The following is a 15,713-nucleotide window of genomic DNA, read 5'->3' as shown; positions in this document are numbered from 1 at the left end:
TCAGTGTGCGCTTGTTTCAGAAATTTGTGAAGGTTCCGAAGACCGTTGCAGAGCGACCGCAGGGGAGTTGTGGACAGCTTTCGACAAAACCGTCATTGAACCGAGAGTGTCAGACATGTATTCACAAGCGCAGAGACAAGTTATGTTCCTGACATTGCTACTTTTCGGCCTCCGTGAAGAGGCTTGATGGGGGAGGAAAGTTCATGACAATCGGGGATAATGCTGTCATTTTTCGCGCCGCGCTTTCGCTTCTGATTGCTGGCGCCGTCGTGGGAGCAGCGGGCTGCGCTGTTCCTGCATCTTCGAGCAAGGCTCCTGCCGCTGTGGCTGCAACGGCTTCGCCGACTCCCACGCTGAGCTGTCCGTCGCCGGCTCCAACGGTCACGGCGACGGTCAAGGCATCCGCCTCCGCCGATGCCGCTAAGGCTGGGTCCACGGCGCCAGCGAGCACGTCATCGACTCCGTGCCCCACGACCACGAAAACGGTTGTCGTGGCGCTGTATGCCGACGGCGACTCGTGCACTGCGGTGGGAGGTCGCTACACCTTCGGCAGCGTTGATCTGACGTGCATCGACAATTCGGACGGCAAACGCGTCTGGATGACGAAGGCCGCCGCCGACCAGCTGCAGGCCCAGCGTGACGCGGCAGCGGCGGAGGCAAAGCGCCAGGCCGACGCCGCAGCGCAACAAGCGGAAGCGGCGCGACAGGCCGAGGCGGCCCGCGTCGCCCAGCAGCAGGCACAGCAGCAGGCGGCGCAACAGCAGGCAGCCCAGCAGCAAGCGCAGCAACAAGCGCCGCAACAGCAGGCGCCGGCGAGCGTGTACTACGCCAACTGCACCGCGGCTCGGGCCGCCGGTGCTGCGCCCCTGTACGCAGGGCAGCCCGGTTACCGCTCAGGCCTTGACGCCGACCACGACGGCGTTGCGTGCGAACGCTAACGGCGGTTCACTCCTGAGCTATTTCGGCGGCAGCGAGCTCGCGTAGTCGACGCCGACCTGGACCCACCGCTCGAGTTCCTCCTCGGAGGCGATGGCGTCGTCGGCTACGCGCAGCCAGCCGTCCATTTCGCGGCCCCGCATCACTGCGCGTTCCACCCCGGCATGCGAGCACAGCTCGTCGCTCTGCTCGGGGTCGGCGCGCAGCAGCATCCCTCCGTGGCCGCTCGCACTCACGGCCATGTTCCCGCCGACCAGGAAGGCGAGGCCGCCGAACATCTTCTTCTCGGTGAAATCTGTCTTCCCGGTCAGGATGTCGCGAATTCTGGAGGCGAGTTCTTCATCGAAGGCCATGGTCCACATCGTTGCATGGGCACTGGCTTCTTGGCGTGGGAAGTTTGGGCGCGGCTGGCGAGGGGAGGAGCTTCCGTGGGTCGTATCAGAGATTCGGAGGTACGAAATGAGCAGCACCATCACCGTCCTCGGAACCGGGATCATGGGCAGCGGGATGGCCCGGAATCTCATCAAGGCCGGCTTTGACGTGACGGTTTGGAATCGCCACCACGAGAAGGCCGAGCCCCTCGCTGAGGCGGGCGCGACGGTAGCGGACGATGTCACCTCGGCGGTGTCGTCGTCGGACGTGGTCCTCACCATGCTCTTCGACGGCGATGCCGTCGAGGCGGTCATGGAGGAAGCATTGCCAGCGATGCGCAGCGACGCCGTGTGGATTCAGAGCAGCACCGTCGGCTTGGCGGCAGGCGCTCGCCTTACAGAGCGGGCGGGAAAGCACGGCATCGCACTGGTGGACGCGCCCGTGCTGGGGACAAGGCAGCCCGCGGAGCAGGGCGCCTTGACGGTGCTCGCGGCTGGCCCTGACGAGCTGCGCGACAGAGTGACCCCCGTGTTCGACGCCGTCGGCTCGAGGACCATCTGGGTGAGCGACATGCCTGGCGACGGCCAGCGGCTCAAGCTCGTGGCGAATTCCTTCGTGCTCTCGCTCGTCGGCGCCACAGCCCAAGCGATCGATTTGACCCAGCGGCTCGGCCTTGACCCGCAGCTCTTCCTCGACACCATCAAGGGCGGCGCGCTCGACGTGCCCTACGTGCAGCTGAAGGGCAAATCGATGGTGGCCGGCGAGTTCCCGCCGGCCTTCCCGCTAGCGGGCGCAACGAAGGACGGCCATCTCATCCTCGAGGCGATGGAACACGCGGGGGCGCGGCCGGAGATCATGGAGGCTTTGGTCGGCCGTTATCAAGAGGCGGTCGACGGCGACCACGGCACCGAGGACTTGGCCGCCGTCGTCCGGGCTTTCCTCCCGTAAGGATCTAGCGGCGCGCGAGCCGATACGAGTGCTCGCGGAGCCGGCGAGTCCACGGGTAGGTGCCGGCGGTCGGGAGAATGTTGAGCAGCGGGTCGAAGCGCGCCCGCGTGTCCTCGACTCGGCCTTCGGCGTCGAGCTCCGGGACAAGCCGGAGGGATCCGAACTTTCTCCAGGGCCCGAGCGGCCGCGCCCAATAGAGGTCGAGCTGCCAAACCGTGTCAGGCCGGAAGCGGCCCGGAGCCCCGGGATCCGCGCTCGTCGTCCGGGCGCCGAGGATCACCGGGCCGCGGGGGCTGCGGTACGGCATGAGGGAGGTGAACCGAGCGACCCCGGCCGTCGCGTGCGCCGTCAGGGCAAACCTGGCCGGGACGCGCCAGCCGGTGGATGCCAGCAGGACGTCCGCGTCGCCGTCGTCCGTTCGCAGGCGCAAGGCGAGGCCGATGATGTCCGGCCAGGAAATCGGCAGCCCGAGCGAGCGCGAGAGCCGCGCCGATACGGGGGTGGTGCCCGGCGTGTCGAGGAACGCGATCGCAGAGGGCTCACCGCTTCCCAGCCGTTCGAGGGTCCCCGACAGCAGGACGCCTTGGGTGTGGATGGGCCGGCGGGGCCGGAAGGTCTTGAGGACGTCGAAGGCGGCGGCGAACAGCTGTCCGAAGAGGTCGGTCGGATGCGTCACGCTTGCGAGTCTTCCATGCGAGACTGCGCGAGGGAACGATAGGTGCGTCTAAGGAGGATCCTTGCCGGACTCGACCCGAACTATCCGCGGCGCCGTCCTGAACGTCTCGGGAGCCGAGCCGCCGTACGCCACGAGCCGTCCGATTACGATCGACGAGCTCGAGCTCGCCGGCCCGGGCCCGGGCGAACTCCTCGTCCGCATCGAGGCCGCGGGGCTCTGCCACTCGGACCTCTCGGTGGTCAACGGCTCGCGCCCGCGCCCCCTGCCCATGCTGCTGGGTCACGAGGCTGCCGGGATCGTCGAGGAGGTGGGGCCGGACGTCGAGTCGGTGGGCACGGGGCAGAGGGTGGTCATGACCTTCTTGCCGCGCTGCGGCGAGTGCCCCGCATGCCAGACGGATGGGCGCCTGCCGTGTTCGGCGGGCAGCGCTTCGAATGCGGCGGGGACCCTCCTCACCGGGTCGCGTCACCTCAGGCGAGCCACGGACGACGTCGCCCATCACCTCGGCGTGTCCGGCTTTGCCACCTACGCCGTCGTCGACGAGCGGTCCGTCGTACCCGTGGGCGACGACGTCCCGCCTGCTATCGCCGCGCTGCTCGGCTGCGCTGTGCTCACCGGGGGCGGCGCGCTCCTCAACGCCGGGAGGATCACGCCAGAGTCGACGGTCGCCGTCGTCGGCCTCGGGGGAGTGGGCATGGCGGGACTGCTGACGGCGCTCGCGGTGGGAAGTCGCGTCGTGGCGGTGGATGCGCAGGAGTCCAAGCTGGCGACGGCACGCGAGTGGGGCGTGGACGAGGCATGGACTCCGGAGGAGGCAGCGCAGCATGGGGTTGAGGCCGACGTGGTGCTCGAGGCGGTCGGGCACCCGCGGGCCTTCGAGACGGCGTTCGCACTCGTGGGTCTCGGCGGCACCCTGGTGACCGTGGGGCTGCCCGCACCGGGTGCCACCGCCGCCATCGAGCCCCTCCAGCTGACGTCCCGGGCACAGACCATCGTGGGCAGCTACCTCGGTTCGGCCCTGCCCAAGCGAGACATCCCCGTGTTCGAGCAACTCTGGCGGGACGGCCGGCTGCCGCTCGAGCGGCTCGTCTCCCGCGAGATCGTGCTCGAGGAGATCAACGAGGGGATGGATGCGCTGGCCTCGGGGCAGGTGATCCGGCAGGTCGTCAGGTTCGGTGGCGGGGCGAACTGAGACGGCTGCTCCGTAGCCGAGCACAGCGGGACGGCATAGGATCGAAGCCGTTGCCGACGTTTCGAACAGGTGGTCTCAGTGCAGAAGCTCGATCCGCAGGACCTGATTCTTGAGTGCCGTATGGTCTCCGCGGGTGTCCCTGACGAAGCCCCCGAGGATTACCCTCAGCTGTGGGAGGTCAACGTCACCACGGCGATGGTCGACGGCGATCTGGCTGACGGCGATGTCGATGCGCAAGTAGGGCAGGTGGTCGCCTACATCCTGCCGGAACCTGGCCGCGTCGACCTGCTCGAGGCGTTCAGCAAAGAGCTGCAGGACGTGGCCGAGATGCTCGTGCAGAGGCGCCCTGATCTTCTCCAGGCGCTCGAACAGAGTGCCGGCCGTGACGTGATGTTCGTTTCCACTCTGGATATTGCTCCCGAATTCCGTGGGGAACACATTGGGCACGACGTGCTGCGTGCCGTCCTCGGAGCGATCGGCCGTTCCGTTGGGCTGGTGATCCAGCAGGCCAAGCCCCTCCAAGTCGACGGCGAGCCGGCTCCCGGCAGCCCTGAATACGAAGCGGCGAAGACCGCCCTGACAAAGTACGGCTTGGAATTCGGTTTCGAAGTGGCCGACGGCGATTACCTCGCCTATGTCGTTCCTGCCCCGGTCAGCTAAGCGGTGAAGAGGTCTGGATCGGGTTCGATCCAGACCGCCCGGCGCGGGTGAGGACGTCGATGACACGCTTGCTGCTGTGGGCGAGCCGTTCGGACGTGACGCAGACGTAGGGCTCGATGCCCTGCATTTTGGTGAACAGGAAGGTCGCCATCAGCATGACGTCATTCCGCACGCGCTCGAAGAAGTCCGAGCCGAATTTCAGGTCCGCGTCGTATTTGAATGCCGACCCTTCCAAGAGCTGCCCGTAGCCCTCGGGATCCCCGAATAGCTCTCCGAGCGGAGGACGCATTCCTCCGTGGCCGATGAATTTGTTCCGGACTTCCTTCATTCGGTACGCCAAGTCCAGCGTCTCCTCGTCGAGGACCTTGTGCACCCTGAGGCTGTCCTTGACCCGCTTCGAGAAGATGATCTTGTCGACGAGGACATTCTTCGCGGCCCCGGGGTCGAGGGCGCCCGTCCATGCGAGGTGCTTGATGTACAGCTCGATGAGCTTGTAGAACTCGACGATGGCGCTCTCCGGGTCAGCGACGAGGGCCAGGGCGCGCGAAAGTGTGAAGCAAGCCTGAATTTGGTACGGGCCATTGGCCTGCTCGAGCTTGGTGATCACTGCTTCGACGTGCACCGAATAGCGGTGTTCCTGCAATTCTCCGGCGGAGGGGCTTGCGGCGAAATCGCCAAAGCCGGCTTCGCCCTCGAGCAACCCGACCCCCGCGAAGACGCCGCGCACCGCCAGTGCGACCGAGAGCCGCTTCAGCGTCGCCTTCCGGTCCAGCTCCTCTCCGCTGCGCAGATGGTCACCCATCCCGCAATTGTGGAGGATCGGAGGCCCCGGCACCTCTCCTGGGGATGTGCCCGCGCCTTATTGCACATCTCCCGACGCGTCGTTGAGGAGGCGTCCGAGGGCGTCCTGGGTGAGGGGGCTGCCGGGGAAGGCGGCGAGGCGTTTGAGGGGGAAGTTTCCGATGAGGGCGCGGCCTTCGGGGTCGGTGAGCATGGCTGCGAGCTGGTTCCCTGAGGCCGCGGCGTCCTCGAGGATGGCACTGAGTGCTGGGCCGCCGGTGGGGTGGGCGAGCCATTCTTCGAGGGTGGAGCCGGGGCCGAGGGGGAGGGTGAGGTCGTCTCCGTCGAGGCCGACGACGGCGGTCTGGCGGAGGTCGCGGGAGGAGGCCCCGACCTCAACGGTGTACTCCCCGCCCTCCAGGACCCATTTCTCGAGGACGGGGTGCCAGACGGCCAGGTCCTCGCGGGGGATCCGGATCTCGACGGTCTCGGTTTCGCCCGGGTCGAGGTGGACGGCGGCGAAGCCCTTGAGCTCCCGAAGGGGCCGCACGAACGCCGACCCGGGGAGGGAGGTGTAGGCCTGGACGATCTCGTGCCCGGCCCGGTCCCCGGTGTTGGTCACCTCGACGCGGAGGGTGATGCCGCCGCCGTCGTCCGCCGTCGCCAGGAGGTTCGCATAGGAGAAGGCGGTGTAGGAGAGGCCGTGGCCGAAGGGGTAGGCGGGCTCGATGTCGCGGGCGTCGTAGTGCCGGTACCCGACGTAGAGGCCCTCGCCGTAGCGGACGTGGGAGAACTCGCCGGGGAAGTCCAGATACGAGGGGGTGTCCTGCAGGCGTGCCGGGATGGTCTCGGCGAGCCGGCCGGAGGGGTTGGCGAGCCCGAAGAGGACTTCGGCGGTGGCGGGGCCGCCGGCCTGCCCCAGCAGCCAGCCCTCCAGGATGGCCGGGACCCTGTGGTCCCAGCCGGCGGTCTGGACCACGCCGCCGTTGGAGAGGACGACGGCGGTGGACGGGTTCGCCTCCAGCACCGCGTCCAGGAGGGCCCGGTGCGCGGCGGGCAGGTCGATGCCGGTGCGGTCGTAGCCCTCGGACTCCAGCTCGGAGCCGATGAACAGGATGACGGTGTCGGCGGCGCGGGCGGCGTCGACGGCCTCGGCGATGAGCGCGTTGTCGGGGGCGTCTTGGGCGGCGGTGTAGCCGGGGGCGAAGACCACCTCCCCGGACGCGATCTCGGTGATGGCGTCGAGGGCGTTCTCCAGCCTGGTGGGGTTCACCAGAGAGCTGCCCCCGCCCTGATAGCGGGGGGTGCGGGCGTATTCGCCGATGACCGCGACCCGGCCCGCGGCCTGCGGGTCGAGGGGCAGGAAGCTGTTCTCGTTCTTCAGCAGCACGATGCTGCGCCGGGCCGCCTCCAGCGCCAGGGCATGGTGCGCGTCGGCGCCATACGACCCGCCGGCCCGCCGGGCGGCCTCGGTGCGGTCAGCCAGCTCCAGCACCCGCCGGGCCGCGGTGTCCAGCACCGCCTCGTCGAGGGCGCCGTTCTTGACGGCCTCGACGATCTGGGCGTCCGTGGCGCCGCCGCTGGAGGGCATCTCCAGGTCCAGCCCCGCGGCCAGGCCCTTCACCCGGTCGTTGACCGCGCCCCAGTCCGAGACCACCAGGCCGGTGTGGCTCCACTCGGCGCGCAGGACGTCGGTGAGCAGCCAGGGGTCCTCGGAGGCGTAGACGCCGTTGATCCTGTTGTAGGAGCACATCACCGTCCAGGGCTGGGCCTTGGTGACGACCTTCTGGAACCCCCGCAGGTAGATCTCCCGCAGGGGCCGGGGGTCCACGTCGGCGCTGACCCGCACCCGGTCGGCCTCCTGGTTGTTCACCGCGAAGTGCTTCAGCGACGCCCCCACGCCCTTCGACTGGATGCCGGCCACGAGGGCGGTCCCGAGCTCCCCGGTCAGGACGGGGTCCTCGGAGAGGTACTCGAAGTTCCGCCCGCCCAGCGGTGAGCGCTTGATGTTGATCCCGGGCCCCAGCAGCACCGACACCCCGCCCGCACGGGCCTCCTCCCCGAGCGCGGCCCCGATCCGCTGGAGCAGCTCCGGGTCCCAGGTCGAGCCCAGGGCCACCGCGGGCGGGAAGCACGTGGCCGGCACGCTCGCGTTCAGGCCCACATGGTCATCGCCCTCGGCCTGGCGGCGCACCCCGTGCGGCCCGTCCGTGAGCAGCATCCCCGGCACCCCGGCCCCCGGGACCGCCTTCGTGTTCCAGAAGTCGGCCCCCGAAGTCAGGGACGCCTTCTCCTCCAACGACAGGGAAGCGAGCTTATCGGCATGGGAGTCGGGCGAAGCATTCATGGGCCGTCCTTAGCGAGGAATTCTCTGCTTGCGCCGTCATGTTTGCAGGGTGCGCCCACCCTGTAAACCTGACGGCGCAAGCGATGGGGGAGGAACAGAAGTTGTTAGAGCCCGAGGGCTTCCTGGCGCCGGGCCTCGAGGGTGTCGGTGACACGCGCGACGTCGCGGGGGTACGTCACGTACAGGCCGGTGAGCACTACGGCGTTGATGACCATGAGGATCACGAGCGTCCCCAGGAACACGGCCTGGATGCCGAGGCTCGCAGCGAGCGCGCCGGCACCGAGCGAGAAGATGGCCCAGCCGATGGTCTCGAAGATCGCGAGGAAGATCGCGAACGCCTGACCCCGAAGCTCGGGAAGGATGACGGCCGCGACAATGGACCGGTTCACGGACGGGTTGAGCCCTTGGCCGAAGCCCATGAGGCCCCAGAAGATCGCGTAGATGCCGATCCCGTCATAGTGGAACTGCGTCCCGAAGAAGGCGACGGCCGCGAAGAAGAGCTGCGCGCCCTGAATGTAGGCAACTCGTCCGTGGTGCGGCACGGCGCGGTCCAAGAGGGCGAGGAACCACCCGCCGCCCACGGTTCCGGCGAAGTAGGCGAGACCGAACGGGATGAGGACGGTCGCTGCGACGGCGTTGGTGAAGTGCCGCTCGGTGACCAGGAACTGGATGCCGAAGATCGCGATGAGCAGGTGGCCTGAGAGGAGGCGGGAGAGCATCATGATCGCGAACGTGGGCACCTTCATGATCGAGAGCACGGACTTGACCGTGACGCGTGAGAGGTGGCGCTTGCTCTCCGAGAGGTCGGCGAGCTGCCGTTCCGCGGCACCGATGCCCGGGTCCCGGTACAGGGCCGCGACGAGGAAGCCAGCGAGGACGCAGATCCCGCCGATTGTCCACATGCCGTAGCGCCAGCCATTCGAGAGACCGGTGAACAGTGCCAGCACGGGTCCGACAAACGAGCTCACCAGGCTGATGAACCCGTAGAAGTAGCCCACGGCCTTGCCGCGATTGGCGTCGTCGAACGAGTCGGCGAGGATCGCGTTGGCGATCGGGCCGCCGCCCACCATCGCCGCGGACATGAGCCCGTTGAAAATCAGGAGCTGTGTGAAGTCCTGGGCGAAGCCGGCTGCCGCACCGAACAGGCCGCCGGTCAGTGTGATCGCGATGAGGGTGTTGCGCCGGCCGATCTTCCCTGCTAGCCAGGTCCAGGCCGGTCCTGCGGGCACGCCGATGATCTTGCCGAGCGCGGCGAGCAGGCCGAGATGGCTGCTCTGCAGCTTCAGGGCCGCGGCGATCGAGGGGAAGATCGTGGAGGTGAGGCCGGCCTCGGTGTTGTCGACGATGCTCACGCCGGTGAGCACCGCGAGGTTCCGCCAGCGGTGGGGCACGTGGCGGGCTTTCGCCTCGCCTTCGGCGGGAGCGGCTGGCGGCACGTTGGTCTGAAGGTCCATGGTGTGGTCCTGTCTGCGTTGGCAGGGATGTGAGGTTTCGCGGGGTGGGTCAGAGAGCAGCGGGGGTCGGAACGGGGGCGAGTTCTTCAGCGAGGGCGCGGAGCGTCACGAGCGGGATCGGGGTGACGCGGGCCATTTGGTAGAGCGTGAGCTGGGCGGGGATGTTGACCAGCTCGGTGGCCACGAGGTGCGGGAGGTGCCGCTCGAGGACGGTGCGGCGGTCGGGGTCCTGGAGGAGTTCGAGGATCGGGATCTCCAGGACCGAGCCGTCGGCGTGGAAGTGGGCCAGCGGCGGCAGCAGCTCGAGGGCTGCCGAGGCGCGCTCGGCCTGACGGCGCACCAGAAGGTGGTCTTCGGTGGGCGGCGTGTCGAAGGGGAGTCCCAGTCGCGCGAACTGGCTGGCCGGGGCATCCGAGGTGTGCATCAGCTCGGCGAGCAGGCGCACCATGCGGAGTTCGACGTCGTCGTCCTCCAAGGGGTGCTCCTGCTGCGGGTCTGTCTCGAGGTCGAAAAGCAAGGTGCCGTGGGACCACGGGTTCATGAGCGACTTGGTGTGCACCTTCATGGTGCGGAGGCCCTTGGTGAACGTGAACGGTTCGGCGGGCTCCCAGGCCTCGAGCTCCTTGACGGTGAAGCGGGAGCGCATGTGGGTGGGCATGAGGGTGAAGTCCTCGAGCGGGGTGTTCGAGGCGTCGGCGGCCGCGCGCATGTACACGTAGCGTCCGTCGGTGACGTTCACGTGCCCGCCGTGGATACCGAAGAGGGCGGCTTCCCTGACTTTGGTGTCGTCTTCGAGGACGACGGCGAGATCCCGGCCCTGCATGTCGGGCGTCGGCTCGAGCCCGAAGTACTTGAGCATCGTCGGGGCGATGTCGATCGTCTGGGCGAGGGCGCCGCGGCGGGTGTCCCGGCCCCCGGTGCGGGGGTCCCAGAGGAACATCGGCAGGTGGACGAGCTCGTTGAACCACGGCTGGACGGACTTGGCCCACCAGCCGTGCTCGCCGAGGAGGAAGCCGTGGTCGGTGTTGACGAGGAGGAGGGTGTCCTTCCACATGTCGTGCTCGTCCATGGCGTCGAGGACGCGGCCGAGGGACTTGTCGCACATCGAGACCAGCGCGGCGTACTCATAGCGGGCGTGCTCGACCTGCTCCTCGGGCTCGGTCACACGCTGGTAGCCGGGCCAGTCGAACTCGGGACCGCTGTACTCGTGCGGGTACAGCGCCTTGTAGCTGTCGTGGGTGAAGAACGGCTCGTGCGGGTCGAAGAGCTCGATCTGCAGCATCCACTGGTCGGCGGCCTGGTTGGTGTCGATGAAGTGGATTCCGGCGTCGACGGTGAGGGTCTGTGAGTGCTCGGCCTCGGTCGGCATGTAGGAGCGGTTGACGAGGTCCTGGCGTTTCATGCCCGCGCGCCAGTCGCCGCCGCCCTCGACCTGGGGTTGGACGACGCCCTTCCATGGATCGCCCTCCTGGCCGCGGAAGAACTCCCAGGTCGTGTAGCGCGGGTGATAGGTTGCGCCGCCGTCCTCCCAGTAGTGCGGGTGGTCGGAGACCAAGTGCGTGTGGATACCGGCCTGCTTGAGCATCTCCGGCATCGAGTCGTCGAACGGCTCCAGCGGGCCCCAGGAGCGGTGGAGGAAGTTGTAGCGGCCGGTGTGCATCTCGCGCCGGGCGGGCATGCACGGCATCGAGCCCGCGTAGAAGTTCTCGAACGTCACGGCTTTGGACGCGAGCCGTGCGAAGTTCGGCGCGTTCACAAGCGTGTCCGCGTAGGGCGACAGCATGTGACGGTTCAGGCTGTCGAACATCAGGATGATGGCCCGCATGAGGGTCCTTCCGGGGGAGTGGGGTCAGTGGGTCTCGTCTGTGACGAGACTGTCGGGGAGGGCTGTCAGCGAGCGGGAGGAAAGCTTGCCGTCCAGGAGGTCTTTGCGGAGTTCGATGAGCGCGGCGACGTGCGCGTCGATCGCAGCGGCACCCATGAAGTGCAGCCGCTCGCCAATCGATTCCGCGAGTTCGACGTCGAACGGGATGGTCGGCGCCCAATTCTCGCGACGGTCGCGGTAGCGGTACCGGGCGATCTCTGCCTGACGCGTCTCGATCTCGACGTCGAGGAGGCGCAGCACCTGCTCGGCGCTCATGAACCCGGCGAAGCTCAAGCGAGCCCCGAGTTCCGGGTCCTGAAAGCGCGACGGCGGTTGGTACGGCCCCGTGAGCCAGTCGAGGAAGACCGTGGCGCCTTCTTCGGTGACCCGATAGGTCTTCGCGTCCTGTGCACCCGGCCGCGGGTCGACAGTGTGGGTGATCCAGCCCTGCTTCTCCATGGTCGCGAGCGATCGGTAGACCTGGCTCATCTGCGTGTTGGACCGCAGGAAGCGGCCGTGGGTGTCGAGGTACTTCTTGAGGTCGTAACCCGTGCTCGGGTGGGCCGACAGGACGCCCAAGAGAAGGTGTTCCAGCTTCATCGCTCTCTCGCTTCAGTCGCTGCTGTGAGGTGCATCACGAATAGGATGACACAAGTGGAATGCTCGGTCAATGGCACTTGTGGCATGACTCTCGTGGGAGGCTGACGACGGCGCACCACTGACTCGCGGGTCCGCTCACCACTGAGATTCCTGCCTCGGCAGCACTGAGGCGAGCTTCCCCCCCCCGGTTGACTTGAGGGGGCGAGCCGTCGGGGGCGGCTCATCGCTCAAGGAGGGGACCGCTTGATCTGGCTTGATGTCTTCGAGGCTGCAGGGAGCGCGGCGACGGCGGGTGCCCTGTTCTTCATTGCCGCCTCCACGGCGCATGCAAAGAAGGCTGCTATCGCCGCGGAACAGCAGTTGAGCGTCGAAAGAGCCCGGGACGACGAGAGGTGCCGAGAGCGGGCCCGAGCGCAGGCCCATCAGATATCCACGTGGCCGGCCATCAGGCACCTCGGCCGAGGGCAGCAGGAATGGGGCATCGTCATCGCCAACGCTTCCGATGATCCGATCTACGACGTCACGGTCGCTCGGCGGCCTGGCATCGCCCAAGGCGGCTCGGACATCGCCGCGATCCGGGCGAATCTGAAAGTGGTTCCCCCTGGGCTGTATTTCTTGAAGGCGAATTCCAAGCCAGGCGAAATGCCGCGTGCGCTGCCGCGGGTCGATTTAGAGCCGATTTTCAAGAATCTCGACTATTGCGCGGAGCTGACCTTCCGGGACAGCTCCTCTGCAACCTGGCGGCGCTCGCGAAGTGGCGTGCTCACTGCTCTCGACACGGAGATTGGCTCATGACCGAAGGCGATCTTCCCGCTCGGCGCCCGGAGTGTATCGGGTGAAACGGGATGCGAGTCGGTTGCAGGGCTTCTCCACCAAGGTCCACGATGCCCAAGCGAGCGGTAGGGTCAGGACGGCCGCAAGGACAGCACTGAGCTCTGGGCCGGCAATCGGCGTGATCCCTGACACGACCAAGAGCTGCTGAACGGGGAACGCATAGATGTACACGCCATATGAGAGGTCATTGCGGCTTCCCATTCTCAAAGGGAGACGCGCTCCAAGCCACAGAAGCGTGACCGCGAGGAAAATCTGACCCAGCCATTCGGCGATCCCAAGGGTGAAAGTAAGGCAGAGAAGGCCTGCTGAAGCGATCACGATGGGAGGCCGAGTGGAGAGACGATCACGGAGGGCGTAGACGAGCACTCCTGCGGCGAAGAAGGACCAGAGGCGGGAAGCCGGGCCGGCTTGGCTGAGGAATCCGGGGAGCGTGTGCCCGAACCCGCTTGCCACAGCCGCCGAGAGGAGCACGACGGCAGTGAGGGCTGCAAAAGCAATGTGTTTCCGGACCAACGCGAGTGAGAGCACCCCGCCCGCGACAAGGTATGCGCCGAACTCGTGGAAGAGGGTCCAAAGGGATCCATTCCACGAGTTAGCATGCGGTACCCCCGACAGGGTGCTGCCGACGGCAAGTTCTCCCAACCAAAGGAGGAAGTTCTGGCTGACGTAATTCACGCCCTCGAAGAAAGAATAGGGGCTACCAGTGAAGAGCGTCGAAAATGGTGCAAGCACAAAAGCTGTGACGACTAACACGACCCAGAAGGCGGGAAATACTCGGGCAGCCCTACGAATGAGGTAATGCGAAAAGTTGAGGCGGAGCCGCGAGCCTGCGACTAGGAATCCACTAATGGCAAAGAATGAATTTACGGCCCAGGATCCGACCGTCGAGGCCGGCCAAGAAGGGTTCGTCCCACTAATTGGGTAGGTGTGCCAGAAGATGACAGCCACCGCCAACAGAAGGCGAATGGAGTTCAGCGCATTGTCGCGCCCATTGAGTGCGTCCCCCAAAGTGCGATTCACCCGGGGATCGTAACCAGAGGCCGCGGCTACTTAGACGGGCCGCACGCACGGCCGGACACCTCTGTTCTACTGCAGCAAGGTGGGCGTTGCACTCTCCTTGAGTGCAGAGAGTCCCCGAAGGAGGGCGGGAGCCGCGATTCCCAGATCATCTGCGATCACTTTGAGCCGATGCCTCCAGTCCAAGAGTCTTCGGGCTTCGGCGCGATTCAATTCGGCTGACTCGGGGGTCCACGCAGCTACCGCATCTTCCACGCGAGAAAGCCCCTCAGCACGCGTCGTTCCGGACAGATCGAGGGTCGCGCCAGGCCAAAGCAGAACATCTGCGGACGGGGATCGAGGCGCTATTCCGGCGACCACGGCCCCGTGTGCCAGGCTGTCGATCCAGCGCGCGGTGAGGTATTCGCGTTCGGGGTGTGTATATCCAGTGTTGTGCACACGGTTTGAGAAGGCCAGGACGAATTTTGCCTGCGAAAGCGCAAGATCAACATGAATCTGCGATTCCAAGTCCGTTGCTTCGAATGGCGGACGTCCTTCGAACACCAAGCCCCGCCTGGCAGCATCTACGGCAGTGATTTCATCGTCATCCCAGTCCTCTGGCTGGCGTCCGAGGCGCTGGAGATCCACAGTCTTGGACTGTGGCCTCAGGCGCAAGGTGTCCGTTCCCCAGGGCAAGACTCCAACATCGATCCCTGTCACCTCGGACCAGTGGTCGCGGTCGCCTTCATCCGTGACGTAGAGGAAGTCGAAGCGTCCGTGATTCCTTGCAATTCGTGGCACTCGCTCCCACCAGAACGAGTCGATCACCCAAGCAGCCACCGCCTCATACTGCGAGAGCAACGGCGTGATCTCGAGCATCGCGTTGAGGTGCGCGGGGGAGGGGGCGATGACGAGAGCGTGCCGTCCGGTTCTCTTGATCCGTGGCAGCAGCCCCCGAGCCATTAGGGGTCTCGTGTAGCCGGTGTCGGTGTATTCGAGGAGCCGTGCATCGAAGACTTGAGAGGCCAGTCGGGCAAGCCTCGCAACAGGTGCCCATCCCCGCCCGCCCGAGTGCGTGAAAATAACGTCTACCTTGCTCATCGCGTCGCCCTTCCCATCCGTCCGAGTGGAGGACTACCCATTCGGCATTGAATGCGTGGTCGTTGTTTGTGGCAACGATGTGCGTCGTCACCTTCGCGAAGATCCCAGTCCAAACGATGAGTGATCTCCATCCCGTCCATGCTTCAGCCCTTCGCTCCACTGCTGTCGGGGATGTATGAACGTTAGCGACTTGCCCCTGCCCCTGCGAATGTAGATCGCGTTTCTACGAGTCCATTCGGCCCCCGCTCAGTGTTTTCCGGTCGGACCCTGCAAACCACTGAGAAGCCCACGCCACAGCTGTCTCCGTGGGACCGAAGGCTGGAAGTCTGGCGTGAGTACGGTCCGGCTTCTGAGAGGTGAAGGATGGACGGCAATACCCGAACGGAGCCTTTGAGCATGCTCATCCTGCAGCAGTGCTCGATGGTGCTAGTGGCTGCGTCATTGATTCTCAGACCCGACCTTCCGAGCTGGTCTTGGGTCGTCTGGGGAGGAATCGGAGTCTTCGAAGTCCTCTGGCTTTGGTCGCTCATCCCGGGTGTTTGCAGCAGGAAGCCGAAACCATGAAACTCCTCCACCTCCTGCGCGAGTGGCGGGACGCACGAAACGCGACGCTCCCGCGCAGGGTCTACGGCTATGCCTCGGCGCTCTGCCTCCTCGGCCTCCTTGCCTTGACCTCGCTCGCTGGCGTGCCCCTGTGGCTCTTCTGGACGGTTCTGCTCGCAGACCTCGTTCTTGATACAGCCCTGGTGCGCCGATGGATGACCCGAGATCTCGCACGTCAGGCAGCGGAGGAGCAGTAACCTCTGTCCGATGCTGCCGAAGGGCCTTTACTCGCACCTCCGACTGGTCAATACTCCGAAGGGTGCGCCAGCCCCAGCGGCACCTATGGAGCCCGCCCCAGGCGAGGACCGTCGTCGTCCGTCTGCCCTCCAACCAAAGACCAGCACAGCCGA

At 66.3% G+C, this 15,713-nt stretch carries 15 protein-coding genes; 6 read left to right on the top strand and 9 right to left on the bottom strand.

The features are described from left to right. Positions 1-323: 323 nt before the first annotated feature. Positions 324-938, top strand: a complete 615-nt coding sequence (locus E5679_RS21280) for an excalibur calcium-binding domain-containing protein (RefSeq protein WP_249336101.1) — start codon at positions 324-326, stop codon at positions 936-938. A gap of 18 nt (positions 939-956) precedes the next feature. Here E5679_RS21280 and E5679_RS12350 read toward each other — a convergent pair whose 3' ends face one another. Continuing rightward, positions 957-1,289 (bottom strand): TfoX/Sxy family protein, encoded by a 333-nt coding sequence (locus E5679_RS12350; RefSeq protein WP_138416265.1) that lies wholly within the window; start codon positions 1,287-1,289, stop codon positions 957-959. 106 nt (positions 1,290-1,395) lie between these two features. On the opposite strand from E5679_RS12350, the gene E5679_RS12345 reads away from it, so the two are divergent. Next, positions 1,396-2,256: an NAD(P)-dependent oxidoreductase gene (locus tag E5679_RS12345; protein ID WP_138416263.1), complete on the top strand. Its 861-nt coding sequence runs from the start codon at positions 1,396-1,398 to the stop codon at positions 2,254-2,256. 4 nt (positions 2,257-2,260) lie between these two features. Here E5679_RS12345 and E5679_RS12340 read toward each other — a convergent pair whose 3' ends face one another. Next, entirely contained in the window at positions 2,261-2,932 is a 672-nt protein-coding gene (locus tag E5679_RS12340) for a catalase family protein (RefSeq protein WP_138416262.1), read from the bottom strand. Between the two features lie 61 nt (positions 2,933-2,993). On the opposite strand from E5679_RS12340, the gene E5679_RS12335 reads away from it, so the two are divergent. Both E5679_RS12335 and E5679_RS12330 read left to right on the top strand, forming a co-directional pair. Then, positions 2,994-4,124: an alcohol dehydrogenase catalytic domain-containing protein gene (locus E5679_RS12335; protein ID WP_138416260.1), complete on the top strand. Its 1,131-nt coding sequence runs from the start codon at positions 2,994-2,996 to the stop codon at positions 4,122-4,124. Between the two features lie 78 nt (positions 4,125-4,202). After that, positions 4,203-4,784, top strand: coding sequence for a hypothetical protein (locus E5679_RS12330; protein WP_138416258.1), 582 nt, complete (start codon positions 4,203-4,205; stop codon positions 4,782-4,784). Here the strand turns inward: E5679_RS12330 and E5679_RS12325 are convergent. The 5 genes from E5679_RS12325 to E5679_RS12305 all read right to left on the bottom strand — a co-directional run bounded on the left by E5679_RS12325 (position 4,777) and on the right by E5679_RS12305 (position 11,829). Next, positions 4,777-5,586, bottom strand: a complete 810-nt coding sequence (locus E5679_RS12325) for a hypothetical protein (RefSeq protein ID WP_138416256.1) — start codon at positions 5,584-5,586, stop codon at positions 4,777-4,779. The genes E5679_RS12330 and E5679_RS12325 overlap by 8 nt on opposite strands. A 57-nt stretch (positions 5,587-5,643) precedes the next feature. Continuing rightward, entirely contained in the window at positions 5,644-7,911 is a 2,268-nt protein-coding gene (locus E5679_RS12320; protein WP_138416254.1) for a beta-glucosidase family protein, read from the bottom strand. Between the two features lie 104 nt (positions 7,912-8,015). Next, complete coding sequence (locus tag E5679_RS12315; RefSeq protein ID WP_138416252.1) at positions 8,016-9,365, bottom strand: MFS transporter; 1,350 nt, start codon at positions 9,363-9,365, stop codon at positions 8,016-8,018. 49 nt (positions 9,366-9,414) lie between these two features. After that, on the bottom strand, positions 9,415-11,190 hold the full coding sequence (locus tag E5679_RS12310; RefSeq protein ID WP_138416250.1) for a sulfatase: 1,776 nt from the start codon (positions 11,188-11,190) through the stop codon (positions 9,415-9,417). A gap of 24 nt (positions 11,191-11,214) precedes the next feature. Continuing rightward, positions 11,215-11,829 (bottom strand): PadR family transcriptional regulator, encoded by a 615-nt coding sequence (locus E5679_RS12305; protein WP_138416248.1) that lies wholly within the window; start codon positions 11,827-11,829, stop codon positions 11,215-11,217. A gap of 243 nt (positions 11,830-12,072) precedes the next feature. On the opposite strand from E5679_RS12305, the gene E5679_RS12300 reads away from it, so the two are divergent. Continuing rightward, positions 12,073-12,624 (top strand): hypothetical protein, encoded by a 552-nt coding sequence (locus tag E5679_RS12300; RefSeq protein ID WP_138416246.1) that lies wholly within the window; start codon positions 12,073-12,075, stop codon positions 12,622-12,624. Here E5679_RS12300 and E5679_RS12295 read toward each other — a convergent pair. Together E5679_RS12295 and E5679_RS12290 are read right to left on the bottom strand one after the other, a co-directional pair. Continuing rightward, positions 12,619-13,683: an acyltransferase family protein gene (locus E5679_RS12295; protein WP_138416244.1), complete on the bottom strand. Its 1,065-nt coding sequence runs from the start codon at positions 13,681-13,683 to the stop codon at positions 12,619-12,621. The two genes, E5679_RS12300 and E5679_RS12295, sit on opposite strands and share 6 nt — an antisense overlap. Before the next feature lie 66 nt (positions 13,684-13,749). Next, positions 13,750-14,760, bottom strand: a complete 1,011-nt coding sequence (locus E5679_RS12290; protein ID WP_138416242.1) for a glycosyltransferase family 1 protein — start codon at positions 14,758-14,760, stop codon at positions 13,750-13,752. Between the two features lie 560 nt (positions 14,761-15,320). Here E5679_RS12290 and E5679_RS12285 point away from each other — a divergent pair. Next, positions 15,321-15,560, top strand: a complete 240-nt coding sequence (locus E5679_RS12285) for a hypothetical protein (protein ID WP_138416240.1) — start codon at positions 15,321-15,323, stop codon at positions 15,558-15,560. Positions 15,561-15,713 lie beyond the last annotated feature (153 nt).

Origin of the sequence: Sinomonas gamaensis, from assembly GCF_005876955.1 — a bacterium.
In the GTDB taxonomy this organism is placed as follows: domain Bacteria; phylum Actinomycetota; class Actinomycetes; order Actinomycetales; family Micrococcaceae; genus Sinomonas; species Sinomonas gamaensis.
The sequence above is the reverse complement of the archived record's forward strand: the minus strand, read 5'-3'. Positions and strand labels throughout refer to the sequence as shown.

Bases quoted from the DNA above. Each gene is read 5' to 3' on its own strand.
- E5679_RS12325 (WP_138416256.1), bottom strand. From the start codon at position 5,586: ATGGGTGACCATCTGCGCAGCGGAGAGGAGCTGGACCGGAAGGCGACG.
- E5679_RS12310 (WP_138416250.1), bottom strand. From the start codon at position 11,190: ATGCGGGCCATCATCCTGATGTTCGACAGCCTGAACCGTCACATGCTG.
- E5679_RS12285 (WP_138416240.1), top strand. From the start codon at position 15,321: ATGAAACTCCTCCACCTCCTGCGCGAGTGGCGGGACGCACGAAACGCG.
- E5679_RS12305 (WP_138416248.1), bottom strand. From the start codon at position 11,829: ATGAAGCTGGAACACCTTCTCTTGGGCGTCCTGTCGGCCCACCCGAGC.
- E5679_RS12290 (WP_138416242.1), bottom strand. From the start codon at position 14,760: ATGAGCAAGGTAGACGTTATTTTCACGCACTCGGGCGGGCGGGGATGG.
- E5679_RS12345 (WP_138416263.1), top strand. From the start codon at position 1,396: ATGAGCAGCACCATCACCGTCCTCGGAACCGGGATCATGGGCAGCGGG.
- E5679_RS12315 (WP_138416252.1), bottom strand. From the start codon at position 9,365: ATGGACCTTCAGACCAACGTGCCGCCAGCCGCTCCCGCCGAAGGCGAG.
- E5679_RS12350 (WP_138416265.1), bottom strand. From the start codon at position 1,289: ATGGCCTTCGATGAAGAACTCGCCTCCAGAATTCGCGACATCCTGACC.
- E5679_RS12320 (WP_138416254.1), bottom strand. From the start codon at position 7,911: ATGAATGCTTCGCCCGACTCCCATGCCGATAAGCTCGCTTCCCTGTCG.